We start from the raw sequence: 16,298 nt of genomic DNA on the forward strand, positions 1-16,298 counted from the left end.
AGCGGGTAGCGGGTAGCGGGTAGCGGGGTGGCGGGTGGCGGGCGGTATCACCTTGGATAGTCCACCGCCGACACTCCAGCCCTTCCCGTGACCCGCTCCCCGCTCCCCGTCCCGGTTACTGTTCCAGCACGTACTCGCGCCGGGCGACGGTCCGCATGGCCAGGGTCAGGGCGACGACCGTGATGACGGCCAGCCAGAAGAGGCTGGTGCCCACCGCGGGGAACTCGCGGAAGAGCGAGGTCAGCAGGCTCACGGTGCTGTCGTCGGTCGGCATGGCCTGAGGGACGAGGCCCTGGAGGTAGTACGCCACGGTGAAGCGGCGGAGGTACCCGGGGATGACGAGGATGGCGGGCTCCCAGGCGAACACGAAGGCGAGGCCCGTCAGCAGCGGCCGCTTGAAGCGGGCGCCGATCCAGGCAAACAGCGCGCCGTAGGTCGCCAGTCCGAGCGCGATGACCACCAGGTCCTTGACGAGGTCGAGGAAGCCGCCGGCCAGCGACGCCCCTGCCCGCGACATGATCAGCAGGTACACGAGGACGACCGACGGCAGCACCACCGCGATGGTGCAGACCAGGTAGGCCAGGTACTTGCCGAGGAGCACCGCGCCTCGCGGGATGGGCCGCGAGAACAGGTACGTGATGGTCTTGTCCTCGACCTCGTCGGCCATCAACGAGGTGCCGTAGAACACGGCGAGGACGGGCACGGCGAAGCGCAGGTAGAACACCCACACCATGAGCCCGAAGATGGCCGGGCTCGACACCACGGTGCCGCCGATCTGGACGCCGCCTTCGCGCACCCCGAGCAGGTCGATGAGCCGCACGAGGAGCGCAATCACCAGCGGGCCGCCGACCACCAGGGCCATGAACACCGTGCGCCGCGACCAGAGCATCTGGTCGAGCGACAGGTCGAAGATGCGGGCCGCCGCGCGCCACAGGGAGATGCTCGCCGCCGCGCCAGGGCGGGACACGGGTAGCGGGGAGCGGGTCACGGGAAGCGCGTTCCCCTCGGTCGGTCGCACGGTGGCGTTTTCAGACATGGAGGTCAACCCTCGCGCTCTCTCGCATAGGCATGACGCTTGCCGCACTCTTCCGCTGATGAGTCCCCTGACCGACTTTCGCGAACTCGACGCATGGCGCCTCGCCATGGACCTGGCAGTACTGGTCCTCAAGGCAGCCCCGTCGCTCCCACCAGAAGAGCGCTTCGGCGTCGCCGCCCAACTGCGCAGAGCGGCCGTCTCTGTTCCGAGCAACATCGCGGAAGGGTACGGTCGCGGGTCCCGTGCTGATTACGTGCGGTTCTTGCATATGTCCCGAGGCTCCACGAACGAGCTCTCCACGCTTCTGCTGCTCTGCGAGCGCATGTCGTACCTGCCAGCCCCGACGATCGAAGCCCTGCTCTTGACCAACAGCCGCGTGCAATCGATGCTGCATCGGCTCATCGCATCCCTGCAGCGCGGGAGCGGCCAATGACCAGGCGCCGGTGCCCTCCGCTACCGCTACCCGATACCCGCTACCCGCTACCCGTCACTTGACCAGATACCCGAACACCGCCGCGAGGTTGTCGTCCGGCGACGTGACCTCGTCGATCCGGCCGAACGTCTCCTCGGAGGCCAGCAGCGTGAGCTGCGTGTAGAACGTGTCGGGGGCGTCGGTCTCCACCACCAGCGCGTCGGCCTCGAAGCGCAGGCTGCGCACGTAGGCGTACGACAGGCACTCGCGCGCCAGTTCGCGGGGGCGCTCGGCGCGGATGTGCACCGTGTGCGGGTGGTGATCGATCAGCGCGCGGATGTCGTGGACGTCGCCCTCGGCGAGGATGCGCCCGTTGTTGATGAGGAGCACGTTGCTCGTCATCGCCTCCACCTCGTGGAGGATGTGGCTCGACACCAGCACGCTGCGGCCGTCGCGGGCCCAGTCGCGGATGATGCGGATCGTGCGGCGGCGCATCAGCGGGTCCATGCCCGTGAGCGGCTCGTCGAGGATCAGCAGGTCGGGATCGTGCACCAGTGCCTGCGCGAGCTTGACCCGCTGGCGCATGCCCTTGCTGTAGGCGCCGATCTTCTTGTCGGCGGCCGGCACCAGGTCCACGGCCTCGAGCGCGCGCAACGCCGCGTCCTTCGCCTCGGCGCTCGTGTAGCCGTTGAGGCGCACCAGCGCCGACACCCACTCGAGCCCGGTCATCCGCTCGTAGAAGCTGTCCTGCTCCGGGCAGAACCCGATGCGCGTGTACGCGGCTGGGTTGCCCCAGATCGGCGCGCCCAGCACCGTCAGCGCGCCCTTGCTCGGCATCAGCTGGCCGGTGATCAGCTTCATGAACGTCGACTTGCCCGCGCCGTTGGGGCCGAGGAGGCCGGTGATGCCCGGGGGAATCGAGACGTTGACGTCGTTGAGCCCGATGACCTGCCCATACCACTTCGACACGTGCTCGGCGGTGATGACGGCCGCACTCATGCCACCACCTCCACGCCGCGCACGCGGCGCTCGAGCACCGACGCGGAGATGGCCACGACCGCGAGCAGCACGATGAACGACACCGCCACGGGGGTCTGGTGGCGCGGCGCCTGTCGGAAGATCACGTCGCCCACCTGGTCGAGGCTGGCCTGGATGGACACCCACGAGATGGCCGTGCTGCCGGTGATGAAGCGGAGGGCGTTGAACATCGCGTCCGAGAAGATCAGCACGCCGGCAAAGAGGATGCCCACGAAGCGGCTGCTCCGCGACAGCGACGACAGCGCCGTCATCCCGAAGGTGATCACCAGCGTCATCAGCAGGCAGTACAGCGTGATCGACGCCACCAGCGACGAGTTGGCCCTGAGGAACGTGAAGCTGCCCGAGAAGGCAATCTGCAGCACGAGCAGCAGCATCGCCGGCAGCCAGGTGATGGCCAGCAGGAACGCCGCGAGTACGGTCATCTTGCCGAGGATGTACTCGGCGCGCGTCACGGGCTTGGACAGGTACAACTGCAGGGCGTTGGCGCGACGGTCGTTGGCGATGAGCCCGGCCCCGATCGACACCGTGATCAGGAACACGAAGATCTGCTGCTGCCCGAGGAAGTCACGGAACGTCTGCGGCGTCGGCGCCAGGAACGTCGCCGCCTGCGAGAAGTTCGAGGCGAGGAACAGCTGGCTGGCGCGGACGATGAACGGAATCCACGCGGCGAGCAGCAGGCCGAGGATCGCGCGCCGGCGGAGGAAGGTCATCAGCCCCGCCCCGGCGATCACGGTCCAGGCGCTGCGCACGGGGCGGCGATCCCCGGTGTAGCGCCGGTACGACTGGTCATGGATGGGCACGGCCGCCTCCTTCGATGGCGTCGATGAAGACGTCCTCCAGCGTGGGCACGCTCGGGCGCAGGTGACGCACCTGCATGCCCTGCGCCGACGCCAGCGCGAACACGTCGCGGGCCGACCGGCCGGCCGGCACGAGCACGCGCATCACGTCCTCGTCGGTGCCATGCGCCTCGAGGCCCTGCCCGCGCAGCACGTCGATGAAGCGCGGCAGGTCGCCCTTGATGCGCAACTCGAACACGCTGCCGCCGGTGCCCTTCAGCGTCGCGATCGGCCCCTGCGTCGCCACCCGGCCCTTGTCCATCACGATCACGTGGTCGCAGGTGTGCTCGACGTCGGGCAGCAGGTGCGACGACAGGATGAGGTTGACCTGCTTGTTGTGCCCGAGGTCGTGGATCAGCGCGAGCATCTCGTCGCGGCCCTTCGGGTCCATGCCGTTGGTCGGCTCGTCCAGGAACAGCAGGTCCGGGTCGTGCACGAGCGCCTGCGCGAGCTTGATGCGCTGCTTCATGCCCGTCGAGTAGGTCTCGATGTTGCGGTAGCGCGCCTCGCCGAGCCCCACGTAGTACAGGACCTCGTGCGCCCGCTGCATGGCGTCGACCGGCGGCAACCCGGACAGCTGGCCGCAGTAGGCGACAAACGTCACGGCGTTCATGTCCGGGATGTGGGCGTCGTTCTCGGGCATGTAGCCGACCCGCGCCCGGATTTCCTGCGCCTTGTGCCTGACGTCCAGCCCGAGCACCGTCATCCGGCCCTGCGTCGGCACCACGAAGCCGAGCAGCGCCTTGATCATCGTGCTCTTGCCGGCCCCGTTCGGGCCCAGCAGGCCGACGGCGCCGGGCGGGAACTGGGCCGCCACCGAGGCAAGCGCCTGGTTCTTGCCGTACTCGACCGTGACGTTGTCGAGTGACACCACGCCGGAATCAGTCGGGGCGGACACGGTCAGGCCGGGTACCGGGTCCCGGATGCCGGGTGCCGGAGCAAGAAGGGACGAGTGGCGTGCATGGGCATGGGTTCGGCCGTCGAATGGTCTGCAGCCTACATACGGATGGGGACGAGCGGGAGTTCAGGGACGGCTCAGGGCTCAGGGCTCAGAAACCTTGACGCGGGACGACACGGCGTTGGCGGACACCTCGAGCCATGGGGCGCTCGGGCAACCAGGGCATCTGCTGTGCGCCATGAACAATGCTCTTTGAGCCCTGGGCCTTGAGCCTTGAGCCCTAGGCCCCCTTCAGCCCCAGTTCATCGGCCACCTCGCGGAGCGACTCGATGACGTTGGCGATGTGCGTCTCGAGCGGCAGGCCCAGCGCCTCGGCGCCAGCGACCAGATCCTCCCGGGGCACGGCGCGGGCGAACGCCTTGTCCTTCATCCGCTTCTTCACCGACGCGGCCTCGAGGTCCATCACGCTCTTCGAGGGGCGCACGAGCGCCGCGGCCGTGACGAAGCCCGACATCTCGTCGCAGGCGTACAGCACCTTCTCGAGCAGGCTGTCGCGGCTCACGCCGCTGTAGTCGGCGTGCGACAGGATCGCGCGCGTCACCACCTCGGGATAGCCGTGCTGCGTCAGGATCTCCACGCCCTTGTAGGGGTGGTCCTCCTGCGACGGCCAGCGCTCGTAGTCGAAGTCGTGCAGCAGCGCGGTCACGCTCCAGAGGGCCTCGTCCTCGCCGAGGCGACGCGCGTAGCCCCGTACCGCGGCCTCGACCGCGTACGCGTGCCGGCGCAGGCTCTCGCCCGCCGTGTACTCGTGCAGCAGCGCGAGGGCCGCCGCGCGATCAGGCGCCCACGTCATGCCCGGCTCCCCCGCGCCATCAGGTACACGGGCACGCCCGCCACCACGATCGCCAGCCCCGGCCAGGTCGTCGCCGGCCGGTAGGCGAAGAGCACGAACAGGATGGCCAGCGCCCCGGCGATGTAGAGCGCCGGCACGACGGGATAGCCGAACGCGCGATAGGGCCGGTGCGCGTCGGGGCGCGTCACGCGCAGGCGGAACAGGCCCGCCACCGTCAGCGCGTAGAAGATCAGCGCCGCAGAGATCACGTAATCGAGCAGGTTCGAGTACAGGTTGCCGTAGCGGCCCGTGGTGGCGTCGAAGGTGCGCGGCAGCACCAGGAGCACGGCCCACAGGCCCTGCAGCACGAGGCCGAAGGCCGGGACCCGCGCCGCGTTGAGCTCACCGGCCTGCCGGAAGAACAGCCCGTCCTTCGCCATCGCGTAGTAGGCGCGGGCCCCCGCCAGCACGAGCCCGTTCACGCACCCGAAGGTCGAGACCATGATGGCGACGGCCATCGCCGCGGCACCCACGCCGGGGAACACGGTGTTGAGCAGCAGCGTCGCGACGCGATCGGAAGGCGCCGACTGAATCGACTCCAGCGGCAACGCCACGAGGTACGCGATGTTGGACAGCAGATAGAGTCCGGTGACGATGGCCGTGCCGAGCACCATCGACAGCGGCAGTGTCCGGCGGGGGTCCTTCACCTCACCCGCGGTGAAGCAGATGTTGTTCCACGCATCGGAGGAGAACAGCGACCCGGTCTGCGAGATGCCGATGGCGACGAACAGGCCGAACGCGCTGATGGCCGTCAGGCCCGGGGCGAGTTCCACCACGCCGCGCGGCTCCCAGAAGTTCCCGAAGTTGGCCGCCACCGCCTCGCCGTTCCAGCCGAGCAGCAGGCCCGCGGCGATGAGCGCCACCAACGCGCCCGTCTTGGCCGTCGTGAAGACGTTCTGCACGATCTTGCCGTACTCGAGGCCGCGCGTGTTGGTCCACGTGAGCAGCGCAATCAGGATCACGCCCAGCAGTTGCGCCGTGGAGAGCGACAACGCGTACCCCGAGGTGATGTGGATCGGCGCGATCAGGTAGTGGTCCTCGGCAATCGAGGGGAACAGCACCCCGGTGAACCGCGCGAACGCGACGGCCACCGCCGCGATGGTGCCGGTCTGGATGACGGTGAACAGCGTCCAGCCGTAGAGGAAGCCCCAGAGCGGCGAGAACGCCTCGCGGAGGAAGATGTACTGGCCCCCGGCCCGCGGCATCATGGCTGCGAGTTCCCCGTAGGCGAGCGCGGCACCGACCGTGAGCACTCCCGTCAGTACCCAGGCCGCGAGCAGCCAGCCCGGGCTGCCGATCAGGCGGGCCATGTCGGCCGACACGATGAAGATGCCCGACCCGATCATGGAGCCGACGACGACCATGGTGGCGTCGTACAGGCCGAGCCCGCGCGTGAACTCGCTGTCGAGTCCGGCATCCCGCGTCTCGGCGGGCGAATTGGTCTGCATGGGTTGGGGAATATATCAGGACCGGGTGCCGGGTACCGGGTACGGGGTACCGGGTACGGGGCCCGCAGGAGGCGGGGCCGTGCCCCTCACCAGTCCAGTGGCAACTGGCGCGCCCGGGCGATGACCGACGAGGCCTTGTCGGTGAGCGCATACGGCGCGAGGCCGTCGAACCTCGCCCATTCGGCCTCCGACACATCGTCGCCCGCCTGCAGCGTGCCACCCACCGGCAGGCACAGATAGTCGACGAGCACGAAGTGGTACTTCACGCGGCCATCCTCGTCTCGGAGGATCCGGTCGAACACCTCGATGACCGGCCCGACACGCACCACCAGGCCGGTCTCCTCGAACAGTTCCCGCGCGACCCCATCCTCGAGGGACTCCCCCACTTCCAGCGTGCCGCCCGGAATGCTCCACCGGTTGGCGAGGGGCTCGTACTTCCGCTTGATCAGGACCAGGCGCTCGCCGTCGACGATGACGCCGCCGACGCCGACGATGGGGCGCGAGGGATAGAGACGCTGCGACACGGGACAGAGTAGATCACAGGCTTGGGGCTTGGGGCTTGGGGCTTGGGGCTTGGGGCTCAGGGCTCAGGGCTCAGGGCTCAGGGCTCAGGAGCTTGGGTGAAGGGCGAAGGGTAAAGGGCGAAGGGGCGAAGGGGCGACCGCTGCCCTGACAGAAATGTCGAGACAGGCCGCTGGGTCCGACCGTATGCTGCCGGCGGCGCGGGAGGAGGCCACGTGATGCGTGTGCTCGTGGTGGACGACAACGTGGACTCGGCCGACAGCCTTGCGCTGCTGCTGGGCCTGATGGGGCACACGGTCTGCACCGCGCACGACGGCGCGGAAGCCCTGGAGCAGGCCGAGGTGTTCCGGCCCGACCTCGTGCTGATGGACCTCGGGATGCCGCGCATGGACGGCTGCGAGGCCGCCCGGCGACTGCGCCAGGCCCCGTGGGCGGGCTCGGTGGTGCTGGTGGCGCTCACCGGCTGGGGCCAGGACGAGGACCGCCGGCGCACCGAAGACGCCGGCTTCGACCACCACCTCATCAAGCCAGTGGATGCGGCGGCGCTCGAGGCGCTGTTGAGCGAGGCAGAGACGCGGATGCCGTGAAATGCTGCGATGCTGCGATGCTGCGATGCCGCAATGCCGAAAGGTCGAAAGGTCGAAGGCACAAGGCGGAAGGCACAAGGCGGAAGGCAGAAGGCACAAGACGCAAGGCGGAAGGGCGAAGGCGGAAGGGCGAACCGCGGCGTGTCGTAGGATCGCGGTGCATGCGGTCGAGGTTGATGCTGGTGACGGGCGCGCTGGCGCTCGCGGTGGGGGTGGTGCCGGCCGACGCGCAGTCGCCGCGCGGCAAGCGCGTGTTCGAGACGCGTTGCGCGAACTGCCATGGCGGCGACGGCAACGGCGGCGAGATGGGTCCGGCCATCACGACGCGGCTGCCGGCCCTGACGGACGCCGACGTCTCGACGCTGGTGCGGCTCGGGCGCGCGTCGCGCGGCATGCCGGCACAGGCCGTGCCCCAGGCCGACATGGCGGCGCTGCTGCGGCACCTGCGTGCCATCCAGCGCACAGAGCCACCACTGCCCCGCCGCGCCGTGGAGACCACCGCAGGCGACCGCCTCGAAGGTGAGTTGCTGGGCGAGGGCCTCCACGACCTGCAACTGCGCACGGCCGACGGCGCCATCCGGTTGCTGCGCAAGCACGGCGGTCGCGTCCGCGAGGTGACCTCGGACGAGGATTGGCCGGGGTACAACGGCGGCCCCGGCGGCAACCGCTTCACGACGCTCGACGGCATCACGCCGGCCAACGTGGCACGCCTGGCGCCGCAGTGGATGACCACCCTGGGCGACGCCGGATCGCTGCAGGTCACGCCGGTCGTGGTGGGCGGCATCATGTACGTGACGGCGCCCAACGAGTGCGTGGCCCTCGACGCGGGCACGGGCCGTCGACTCTGGCGCTTCAAGCGACCGCGCACCACGGGCGTCTCGGGCGGCTGGGCCAACCGCGGCGTGGCCGTTGCCGGCCGCCGCGTGTTCCTGATGACCGACGCCGCGCACGTGATCGCCCTCGACCGCTTCACCGGCGCCGTGCTCTGGGACACCACGCTCGCCGACTTCCGGCAGAACTACTCGGCGACGTCGGCGCCGCTCGTGGCCGGCGACCACGTGATCACCGGCGTCTCGGGCGGCGAGCATGGCGCGAACGGCTTCGTGGTCGCCGTCGACCAGGCCACGGGCAAGGAAGCCTGGCGCTTCCACACCGTGCCGCGGCCGGGCGAGCCCGGCTCGGAGACGTGGCAGGGCAAGGACATCCTGCACGGCGGCGCGCCCACGTGGTTCACGGGCAGCTACGACCCCGAACTCGACCTCGTCTACTGGCCGACGGGCAACCCGTCGAAGGAATACGACGGCTCCGATCGCAAGGGCGACAACCTGTATGCCTCGTGCATCCTGGCGCTCGACCGCCGCACGGGCCGCCTGCGCTGGCACTACCAGTTCACGCCGCACGACCTGTGGGACTGGGACGCGACGCAGACCTCGGTGATCGCCGACCTGGACTGGCACGGCGCTCCGCGCAAGGTGCTGATCCACGCCGATCGCAACGGATTCTTCTACGTGTTCGATCGCGTGACGGGTGAGCGCCTGCTGTCGACCCCCTTCGTGAAGCACCTCACGTGGGCCACGGGCATCGCCGCCGACGGCCGGCCGCAGCGCGTCGACGGCCAGGAGCCCTCACCCGCCGGCACGCGCGTGTGCCCGTCGCAGGACGGCGCCACCAACTGGTTCTCGCCGTCGTTCGACCCGGCCACCAGCCTCTACTTCGTCCAGGTGTTCGAGAAGTGCAGCGTGTACACCACGCGGCCGCAGGGCCCATGGAAGCCCGGCGAGACCTACCTGGGCGGCACGCAGCGGACCGCGCCCGACCCCGTGCCGCAGCGCCTGCTCCGGGCCATCGACGTGCGCACCGGGGCCATCCGCTGGGAGATGCCGCAGCCCGGCCCCGGCGAGACCTGGGGCGGCACCCTGGCCACCGCGACGGGCCTGGTGTTCGTCGCCGAGGAAGGCGGTGCGTTCTCGGCGGTCGAGGCCGCCACCGGACGGCGCCTGTGGAGCTTCCCCACCAACCAGGGCTGGAAGGCATCGCCCATGACCTACCGCTTCGACGGCCGCCAGTACGTCGCCATCGCGGCCGGTGCCACCATCCTGTCGTTCGCCGTCCAGGAGTGATCGCCGCGCCATGGTCTGGGTCACGATGATGCTGATGCTGTTCATGCAGGACGTCCCGGCGTCGTTTCCGCAGGCCACCATCGCCAACGGACGACTGCGGGCGGTGGTGCTGCTGCCCGACGCGACCCAGGGGTACTACCGCGGGACGCGCTTCGACTGGTCGGGCGCGGTCGCGAGCCTGCGCCTGGGCGAGCACGAGTACTTCGGGCCGTGGTTCGACACCCACGACCCGAAGGGCCATGACGGCATTCCCGGACCGGTCGAGGAGTTCCAGGCCGGCGAGTCGTCGGTGGGCTATGCCGACGCGTCGGTCGGCGGCACGTTCGTGCGCATCGGCGTCGGCCATGTGCGCAAGCCGGAGGAACCCGCCTACCGCCGATTCGGCACCTACGACATCGTGGACGGCGGCACGTGGACCGTGGATCGGGGCAGCGACCGGATCTCCTTCACGCACGTGCTGGGCGAGGCCGGCGGGTACGCCTACGAGTACTGGAAGACCCTGCGCCTCGAGGGCGACGCGCTCGTCATCGACCACGTGCTGCGCAACACCGGGCGCAAGCGGATCGAGACGCTGGTGTACGACCACAACTTCTTCACGCTCGACAGGCGTCCCACCGCCCCACCGGTCATCATCCGCTTTCCCTTCGACCCGAAGCCGCTGCGACCCGTGGAGCCGTTCGGCGAAATCGTGGGCCGCGAACTGCGTTTCAGAAAAGAACTGGGACGCGGCGAGCACGTGTTCACGGAACTCGAAGGCTTCGGCCCCACGGCTGCCGACTACGACTTCCGCCTCGAACACGCCGAGACCGGCGCCGGCGTGCGCATCCGTGCCGATCGCCCGATCAGGAAGCTGGTGTTCTGGTCGGCCTCACGCACGGCCTGCCCCGAGCCCTACATCGACGCGAGCGTCGACCCGGGACAGCAGACGACCTGGCAGATTCGGTACGACTTCTACGTGAAATAGAGAACAAGGGACAAGGGACGAGTACTCGAGTCACAAGGGATACGAGGTACAAGGGACCAGGCACGGAAGGGACACGGGACAAGGGCGGCAAGGGACGAGGCGCGAGGCGAGGCGGTTGCGCGCCCTGTCAAGGCGCACGGCTGTTCTGTTCCCCTCTCCCTTGACGTGACTTGCCTCTCGTCCCTTGTCTCCCTTGTGACTTGCGTACTCGTCCCTCGTCCCTTGCCCTAGAGGCTGAGCCCGGGGTCGGCGTTGAAGTCGAGCACGGCGCCGCGCACGCCGGATTCCCACGTGCGCAGGCCCGCTGCGGCGATCATCGCGGCGTTGTCGGTGGCGAGCGAGACGCTGGGGACGAACACGGGCAGGCCGACGGCCGCGCCGCGCCGCTCGGCCTCGGCGCGCAGGCCAGCGTTGGCCGCGACGCCACCGGCGATGCCGAGCGCGCGGGCGTCGAACCACTCGGCGGCGCGAAAGGCGCGATCCAGCAGCGTCTGCACGACCACGCGCTGGAAGCTCGCGCAGATGTCGTCGACCTCGGCCTCGGTCAGGTCGCGTGTCCCGCCGCCGGTTGCGAGCTCGACGTGTCGCCGCACCGCCGTCTTGAGACCGCTGAAGCTGAAGTCGGTCCGGCGCTTGAGCACCGACTCGAACCCGGCCGGCAGGTGAGTCGCCGGCCCCGGCTCCCGCGCGTCGTGCGTCAGCTTCGGGATCGGGAACGCGATGGCGTGCGGGTTGCCCTGCCGCGCGCGACGATCGACGATCGGCCCGCCCGGATAGCCGAGTCCCACGAGCTTGGCGACCTTGTCGTACGCTTCCCCGGCGGCATCGTCGCGCGTGCGCCCGACCAGCTGATACACGCCGGGTGACGGCAGGTGGTAGAGGCTCGTGTGCCCGCCCGACACCACGAGCACGATGGCCGGGTACGGGATCTCGCCGTTGTGGAGCACCAGCGACTCGATGTGCCCGGCCAGGTGGTGCACGGGCACGACCGGAATGCCGCGCGCGGCCCCGACCGCCTTGGCGAAGCTCACGCCGACGAGCAACGACCCCACCAGCCCGGGGCCCTGCGTCACGGCGATGGCGTCGATGTCGGCCCACGCCGCATGGGCGTCACCGAGGGCCTGCTCGACTACCCCGACGATGTCGCGCAGGTGCTGCCGTGCCGCGAGTTCTGGCACGACGCCACCCCACTCCCGATGGATCGCCACCTGCGAGGCGACGACGCTCGAGCGCAGCTGCCAGGCGGCCGGCCCGGTCGACTCGACGACGGCCGCGGCCGTCTCGTCGCAGCTGCTCTCGATGCCGAGCACGCGCATCAGCGCGTCGCAACCGCCACAGGCGCACCGAACAGGGCCGCCAGCGACTCGGTGTAGGGCGACCGCGCCACGCCCTTCTCGGTGATGATGCCGGCGATGAAGCGGTGCGGCGTCACGTCGAACGACGGATTGAACACCTTCGCGCCCTCCGGCGCGATCTGCGTGGTGCCGACATGCGTCACTTCCTTGCGGTGCCGCTCCTCGATGGGAATCGCGGCGCCGGTCGGCGTCTTCAAGTCGATGGTCGACAGCGGCGCGGCGACGTAGAACGGGATGCCGTGCTCACGCGCGAGCACGGCGACGCTGTAGGTGCCGATCTTGTTGGCCGCGTCGCCGTTGGCCGCGATGCGGTCGGCGCCGACCACCACGAACTGGATGCGCCCGTCGCGCATCAGCACGCCCGCCATGTTGTCGGAGATGACGGTGGTGTCGATCCCGTCGCGCACCAGTTCCCAGGCCGTGAGCCTGGCGCCCTGGAGCACCGGACGAGTCTCGTCGGCGTATACGCGGACCGTGCGTCCCTGCTCGATGGCGCCGCGGATGACACCGAGCGCGGTGCCGTACCCGGCCGTGGCAAGCGCGCCGGCGTTGCAGTGGGTGAGGATGCCGGCGTCGGCCGGCACCAGCGCCCCGCCGTGTCGACCGATCGCGCGGCAGCTCTCGAGGTCCTCGTCGTGGATCGCGTGCGCCTCGGCCAGCATGTGTTGCCGGAGGTCCTCGACGCTCTCCCCCGCCAGCACGCGCTCGGAGAACACGCGCTTCATGCGATCGATGGCCCAGAAGAGGTTCACCGCCGTGGGGCGCGTCCCGGCCAGCAGGTCGCAGTCCTTGAGGAACTCCGTCGTCAGCTGCTTGGTGCCCGCCGCCTTGCTCCGACGCACGCTCAGGGCCAGCCCATAGGCCGCCGACACGCCGATCGCCGGCGCGCCACGGATGACCATCGTCTTGATGGCCCTGGCGACCTCAGTGGGGGTCTTGCAGGTGATGTAGGTCTCGCGGGTGGGCAGCTTGCGCTGGTCCACCATGACCACCGCATCGTCCTGCCAGGCAATCGTCGGGAGCATGCAGGGATGATAACCGCCGGAAAGAGCAGAAGAGTAGAAGAGCAGAAGGAAAGAAGGCAGAGCGGGAAGGGCGAAGACGGCGTGCCTTCTGCTCTTCTACCCTTCCGCTCTTCTTTCCTTGTCTGTGCTGAGGAATCGGCCGTCGAACGGCCTGGGCAGCAGATCGCCGAGGCCCAGCACGGCCTTGACCTCGGTGGGCGTGGCCATCACCACCGGGATATCGCCGCAGAACTCCCACAGGATCTGCCGGCAGGCCCCACACGGCGGCGTGGGTTCCTCGGTGTCGGCGACGACGACGACCGCCGTGAACTCCCCCGGACGCATGCCCTCGGAGATCGCCTTGAACACGGCCACGCGCTCGGCGCAGACGGTGAGGCCGTAGGTGGCGTTCTCGACGTTGCAACCGGTCACGAGGCGACCGTCGCGATGCCTGAGGGCGGCGCCGACGGCGAAGTGCGAGAAGGGCGCCCAGGCGTGGGCACGCACCGCACGTGCTGCCGCCACCAGGGCATCGTCGTCGAAGTGGGGCGCGGCCATGGCTGGCTAGCGCGCCGCCACCATGCGGGTGATGAAGGCGTCGAGCAACGCGATGAACTGCCCGCGCACGCGCGCCGCGGTGTCCATCACCTCGTCGTGCTGCAAGGGCTGGTCGACGACCCCGGCGGCGGGGTTGGTGATGCACGAGATGCCGGCCACACGCGCGCCCATGTGCCGCGCCGCGATGGCCTCGGGCACCGTCGACATGCCCACGGCATCGGCGCCGAGCGAACGGAACGCCCGGATCTCGGCCGGTGTCTCGTAGCTCGGTCCCATCGTCGCGAGGTACACGCCCTGCTGCAGCGGCACGCCCACGGCGGCGGCCGCGTCGAGCGCCATGACGCGGAGTTCGCGGTCGTACACGTAGGTCATGTCCGGGAACCGCACACCCAGCGCGTCCACGTTGGGGCCGACGAGCGGGTTGGAGCCGAGCAGGTTGATGTGGTCCTCGATCAGCATCAGCGCGCCCTCTGTGAACGCCGTGTTGATCCCGCCAGCCGCGTTGGTGAGCAGGACACGCGGCACCCCCCAGCGCACCATCGCCCGCACGCCGAACACCGCGCGCGAGACGTGGTGTCCCTCGTACAGGTGGGCCCGCCCGGAGAGCGCGGCGACACGCGCCCCCGACGCGTGCCTGCCGACCACGAGCTTGCCGGCGTGACCGATGACCGACGACGACGGCCATTCGGGGATCGACGCATAGGGCAGGACGGTCGCGTCGGTGAGCGTCTCGGCGAAGTCACCAAGGCCGGAGCCGAGCACCACGGCCACGTCGGGCGCGGCACCGGCGCGCTGGCGGAGGACGGAGACGGCGTTGTCGAGGACGGAGATCAGATCGGACATGGGGAGGCTCAGGGGGCAGGGCTACAGGCTGCGGTCTACAGGCTACCTGAACAGGCAGCCTGCCGCCTGTGGCCTGTGGCCGCTCTACTCCCGCGCCAGGCCGAGGCGGTCGAGGATGAGTGGCCGCGGCGGAGGCGGCATGTCGGACATCGAGATCGCCGCACCGACGGCCTCGCGGGCGAGGTCGGCATCGGCGGCACTGTTGGCGTGGATGCGGATGATCGGCATCCCCGCGTCGACGCGGTCGCCGGGGGTGGCGAGGAGTTCGACACCGACGCCCGGATCGACGGTGTCCTCCGCCTTCGCGCGACCGGCGCCGAGTTGCACTGCGGCGCGCCCGACCATGCCCGCGTCGTAGCGAGCCACGTACCCGGCGCATGGGGCCAGGACATCGGCGCGGACGGGGGCCTGCGGCAGCGTCGCGGGGTCGTCGATCATGCCGACATCGCCGCCCTGCCGCTCGACGATCCGACGGAACATCGCGAGGCCGGTGCCGTCAGCGAGCGCGCCCCGCACCGCGTCACGCGACTCCGCCATCGAGACCCGCCCCTTGCCGAGCCACAGCATGAGGGCGGCGAGTTCGACCGACAGGTCCACGAGGTCTGCGGGCCCCCCGCCGCGCAGCACCTCGACGCACTCGCGCACCTCGAGGGCGTTGCCCACCATGCGCCCGAGGGGTACGTCCATCTGCGTGAGGAGCGCGGCGACGCGCAGGCCCGAGCGCTCGGCCAGGCCGACCAGTGCGTCGGCGAGGGCGCGCGCATCATCCTCCCGGACCATGAACGCGCCGCTGCCCGTCTTCACGTCGAGGACCAGGGCGTCGATGCCCTCGGCGATCTTCTTGCTCAGGATCGACGCGCAGATGAGGGGCAGGCTCTCGACGGTCGCCGTCACGTCGCGCAGCGCGTAGAGCGTGCGGTCGGCCGGCGCAACCTCGTCGGTCTGCCCGATCAGCGCGCAGCCGAGGTCGGCCACCTGCTGGCGGTACTCGTCGAGGGTGAGGCGGGTGCGGAACCCGCGGATGCTCTCCAGCTTGTCGAGCGTGCCGCCCGTATGGCCGAGCCCGCGCCCCGACATCATCGGCACGGGCACCCCGAGCGCCGCCACGACCGGCGCGATGATGAGCGACGTCTTGTCGCCGACGCCCCCGGTGCTGTGCTTGTCGACCTTCACGCCAGGCACGCCCGAGAGGTCCACGCGTACGCCCGACCGCACCATCGCGTCGGTGAGCCAGGCGGTCTCCTCGGGCGACATGCCGCGGAGCCAGACGGCCATCAGCCAGGCGGAGAGCTGGTAGGGCGGCACCGACCCGTCGGATGCGCCGCGGACCATCCAGGTGATCTGGTCGTGGGTGAGGGCGCTGCCGTCGCGCTTGGCGCGGATGATGTCGACCGCACGCATGAGGGGCGCCAGTATACTGGCTCGCCTCCATGACACGGATTCTTCCGCTGCTCCTGGCCGTGGCCATCGCCGGCGCCGCCGTGGCTGCCCGGCAGGCGCCACCGGCCCCGCCGCCAGCCGACCTGATCGTCACCAACGCGCGCGTCTACACCGTGGACCCGGCGCGACCCGAGGCCCAGGCCGTCGCGGTCCGCGGCGACCGCGTCGTGGCCGTCGGCACGAGCGCCGAGGTCCAGGCGCTGCGCGGCCCGTCCACCGCGGTGATCGACGCCGGCGGGCGCGCGGTCATCCCCGGCCTGCACGACGCGCACGGCCACGTCCTGGGACTCGGGCAGAGCCTGCAGGAACTGGACCTGCGCGGCACGACCAGTGCCGCCGCCATCG

General features: G+C 70.1%; 17 protein-coding genes. 5 read left to right on the top strand and 12 right to left on the bottom strand.

Translation table 11 applies throughout. The annotated features are described in order from the left end of the window. Window positions 1-115 precede the first annotated feature (115 nt). Window positions 116-967, bottom strand: a complete 852-nt coding sequence (locus ACIRDX_RS13890; RefSeq protein ID WP_396626035.1) for an ABC transporter permease — start codon at window positions 965-967, stop codon at window positions 116-118. 127 nt (window positions 968-1,094) lie between these two features. Between ACIRDX_RS13890 and ACIRDX_RS13895 the strand changes: the two genes are divergently transcribed. Continuing rightward, window positions 1,095-1,469 (top strand): four helix bundle protein, encoded by a 375-nt coding sequence (locus ACIRDX_RS13895; protein ID WP_396626036.1) that lies wholly within the window; start codon window positions 1,095-1,097, stop codon window positions 1,467-1,469. A gap of 54 nt (window positions 1,470-1,523) precedes the next feature. Here ACIRDX_RS13895 and ACIRDX_RS13900 read toward each other — a convergent pair whose 3' ends face one another. The 6 genes from ACIRDX_RS13900 to ACIRDX_RS13925 form a co-directional block, all read right to left on the bottom strand. Then, entirely contained in the window at window positions 1,524-2,447 is a 924-nt protein-coding gene (locus tag ACIRDX_RS13900) for an ABC transporter ATP-binding protein (RefSeq protein ID WP_396626037.1), read from the bottom strand. Then, window positions 2,444-3,286, bottom strand: coding sequence for an ABC transporter permease (locus ACIRDX_RS13905; RefSeq protein WP_396626038.1), 843 nt, complete (start codon window positions 3,284-3,286; stop codon window positions 2,444-2,446). The genes ACIRDX_RS13900 and ACIRDX_RS13905 overlap by 4 nt, the downstream gene beginning before the upstream one ends. Beyond that, window positions 3,273-4,220: an ATP-binding cassette domain-containing protein gene (locus ACIRDX_RS13910; protein ID WP_396626039.1), complete on the bottom strand. Its 948-nt coding sequence runs from the start codon at window positions 4,218-4,220 to the stop codon at window positions 3,273-3,275. Before ACIRDX_RS13910 ends, ACIRDX_RS13905 begins: the two co-directional genes overlap by 14 nt. 280 nt (window positions 4,221-4,500) lie before the next feature. Next, complete coding sequence (locus tag ACIRDX_RS13915) at window positions 4,501-5,073, bottom strand: HD domain-containing protein (protein ID WP_396626040.1); 573 nt, start codon at window positions 5,071-5,073, stop codon at window positions 4,501-4,503. Next, window positions 5,070-6,560: an APC family permease gene (locus tag ACIRDX_RS13920; protein ID WP_396626041.1), complete on the bottom strand. Its 1,491-nt coding sequence runs from the start codon at window positions 6,558-6,560 to the stop codon at window positions 5,070-5,072. The genes ACIRDX_RS13915 and ACIRDX_RS13920 overlap by 4 nt, the downstream gene beginning before the upstream one ends. 86 nt (window positions 6,561-6,646) lie before the next feature. Next, complete coding sequence (locus ACIRDX_RS13925; RefSeq protein WP_396626042.1) at window positions 6,647-7,084, bottom strand: NUDIX hydrolase; 438 nt, start codon at window positions 7,082-7,084, stop codon at window positions 6,647-6,649. Between the two features lie 216 nt (window positions 7,085-7,300). Between ACIRDX_RS13925 and ACIRDX_RS13930 the strand changes: the two genes are divergently transcribed. The 3 genes from ACIRDX_RS13930 (at window position 7,301) to ACIRDX_RS13940 (ending at window position 10,753) form a co-directional block, all read left to right on the top strand. Further along, window positions 7,301-7,669 (top strand): response regulator, encoded by a 369-nt coding sequence (locus ACIRDX_RS13930; protein ID WP_396626043.1) that lies wholly within the window; start codon window positions 7,301-7,303, stop codon window positions 7,667-7,669. A 161-nt stretch (window positions 7,670-7,830) separates the two neighbouring features. Further along, entirely contained in the window at window positions 7,831-9,789 is a 1,959-nt protein-coding gene (locus ACIRDX_RS13935; protein WP_396626044.1) for a PQQ-binding-like beta-propeller repeat protein, read from the top strand. A gap of 10 nt (window positions 9,790-9,799) precedes the next feature. Then, on the top strand, window positions 9,800-10,753 hold the full coding sequence (locus ACIRDX_RS13940; RefSeq protein ID WP_396626045.1) for a hypothetical protein: 954 nt from the start codon (window positions 9,800-9,802) through the stop codon (window positions 10,751-10,753). Between the two features lie 227 nt (window positions 10,754-10,980). Here ACIRDX_RS13940 and tsaD read toward each other — a convergent pair whose 3' ends face one another. From tsaD to ACIRDX_RS13965, 5 genes are all read right to left on the bottom strand, one after another. After that, entirely contained in the window at window positions 10,981-12,069 is a 1,089-nt protein-coding gene (gene tsaD, locus ACIRDX_RS13945) for a tRNA (adenosine(37)-N6)-threonylcarbamoyltransferase complex transferase subunit TsaD (protein WP_396626046.1), read from the bottom strand. After that, a complete protein-coding gene (mtnA, locus tag ACIRDX_RS13950) occupies window positions 12,069-13,133 on the bottom strand; it encodes an S-methyl-5-thioribose-1-phosphate isomerase (protein ID WP_396626047.1) in 1,065 nt (354 codons plus the stop codon). The genes tsaD and mtnA overlap by 1 nt, the downstream gene beginning before the upstream one ends. 96 nt (window positions 13,134-13,229) lie before the next feature. Beyond that, complete coding sequence (gene cdd, locus ACIRDX_RS13955; RefSeq protein WP_396626048.1) at window positions 13,230-13,670, bottom strand: cytidine deaminase; 441 nt, start codon at window positions 13,668-13,670, stop codon at window positions 13,230-13,232. A gap of 6 nt (window positions 13,671-13,676) precedes the next feature. Beyond that, window positions 13,677-14,513 (bottom strand): purine-nucleoside phosphorylase, encoded by an 837-nt coding sequence (locus ACIRDX_RS13960; RefSeq protein WP_396626049.1) that lies wholly within the window; start codon window positions 14,511-14,513, stop codon window positions 13,677-13,679. An 84-nt stretch (window positions 14,514-14,597) separates the two neighbouring features. Next, window positions 14,598-15,914, bottom strand: coding sequence for a thymidine phosphorylase (locus tag ACIRDX_RS13965; RefSeq protein WP_396626050.1), 1,317 nt, complete (start codon window positions 15,912-15,914; stop codon window positions 14,598-14,600). A 29-nt stretch (window positions 15,915-15,943) separates the two neighbouring features. On the opposite strand from ACIRDX_RS13965, the gene ACIRDX_RS13970 reads away from it, so the two are divergent. Continuing rightward, window positions 15,944-16,298, top strand: a 355-nt coding sequence (locus ACIRDX_RS13970; protein ID WP_396626051.1) for an amidohydrolase family protein, incomplete at its 3' end; no start/stop codon positions are given.

Origin of the sequence: Luteitalea sp. (genome assembly GCF_044337415.1) — a bacterium.
Taxonomy (GTDB): domain Bacteria; phylum Acidobacteriota; class Vicinamibacteria; order Vicinamibacterales; family Vicinamibacteraceae; genus Luteitalea.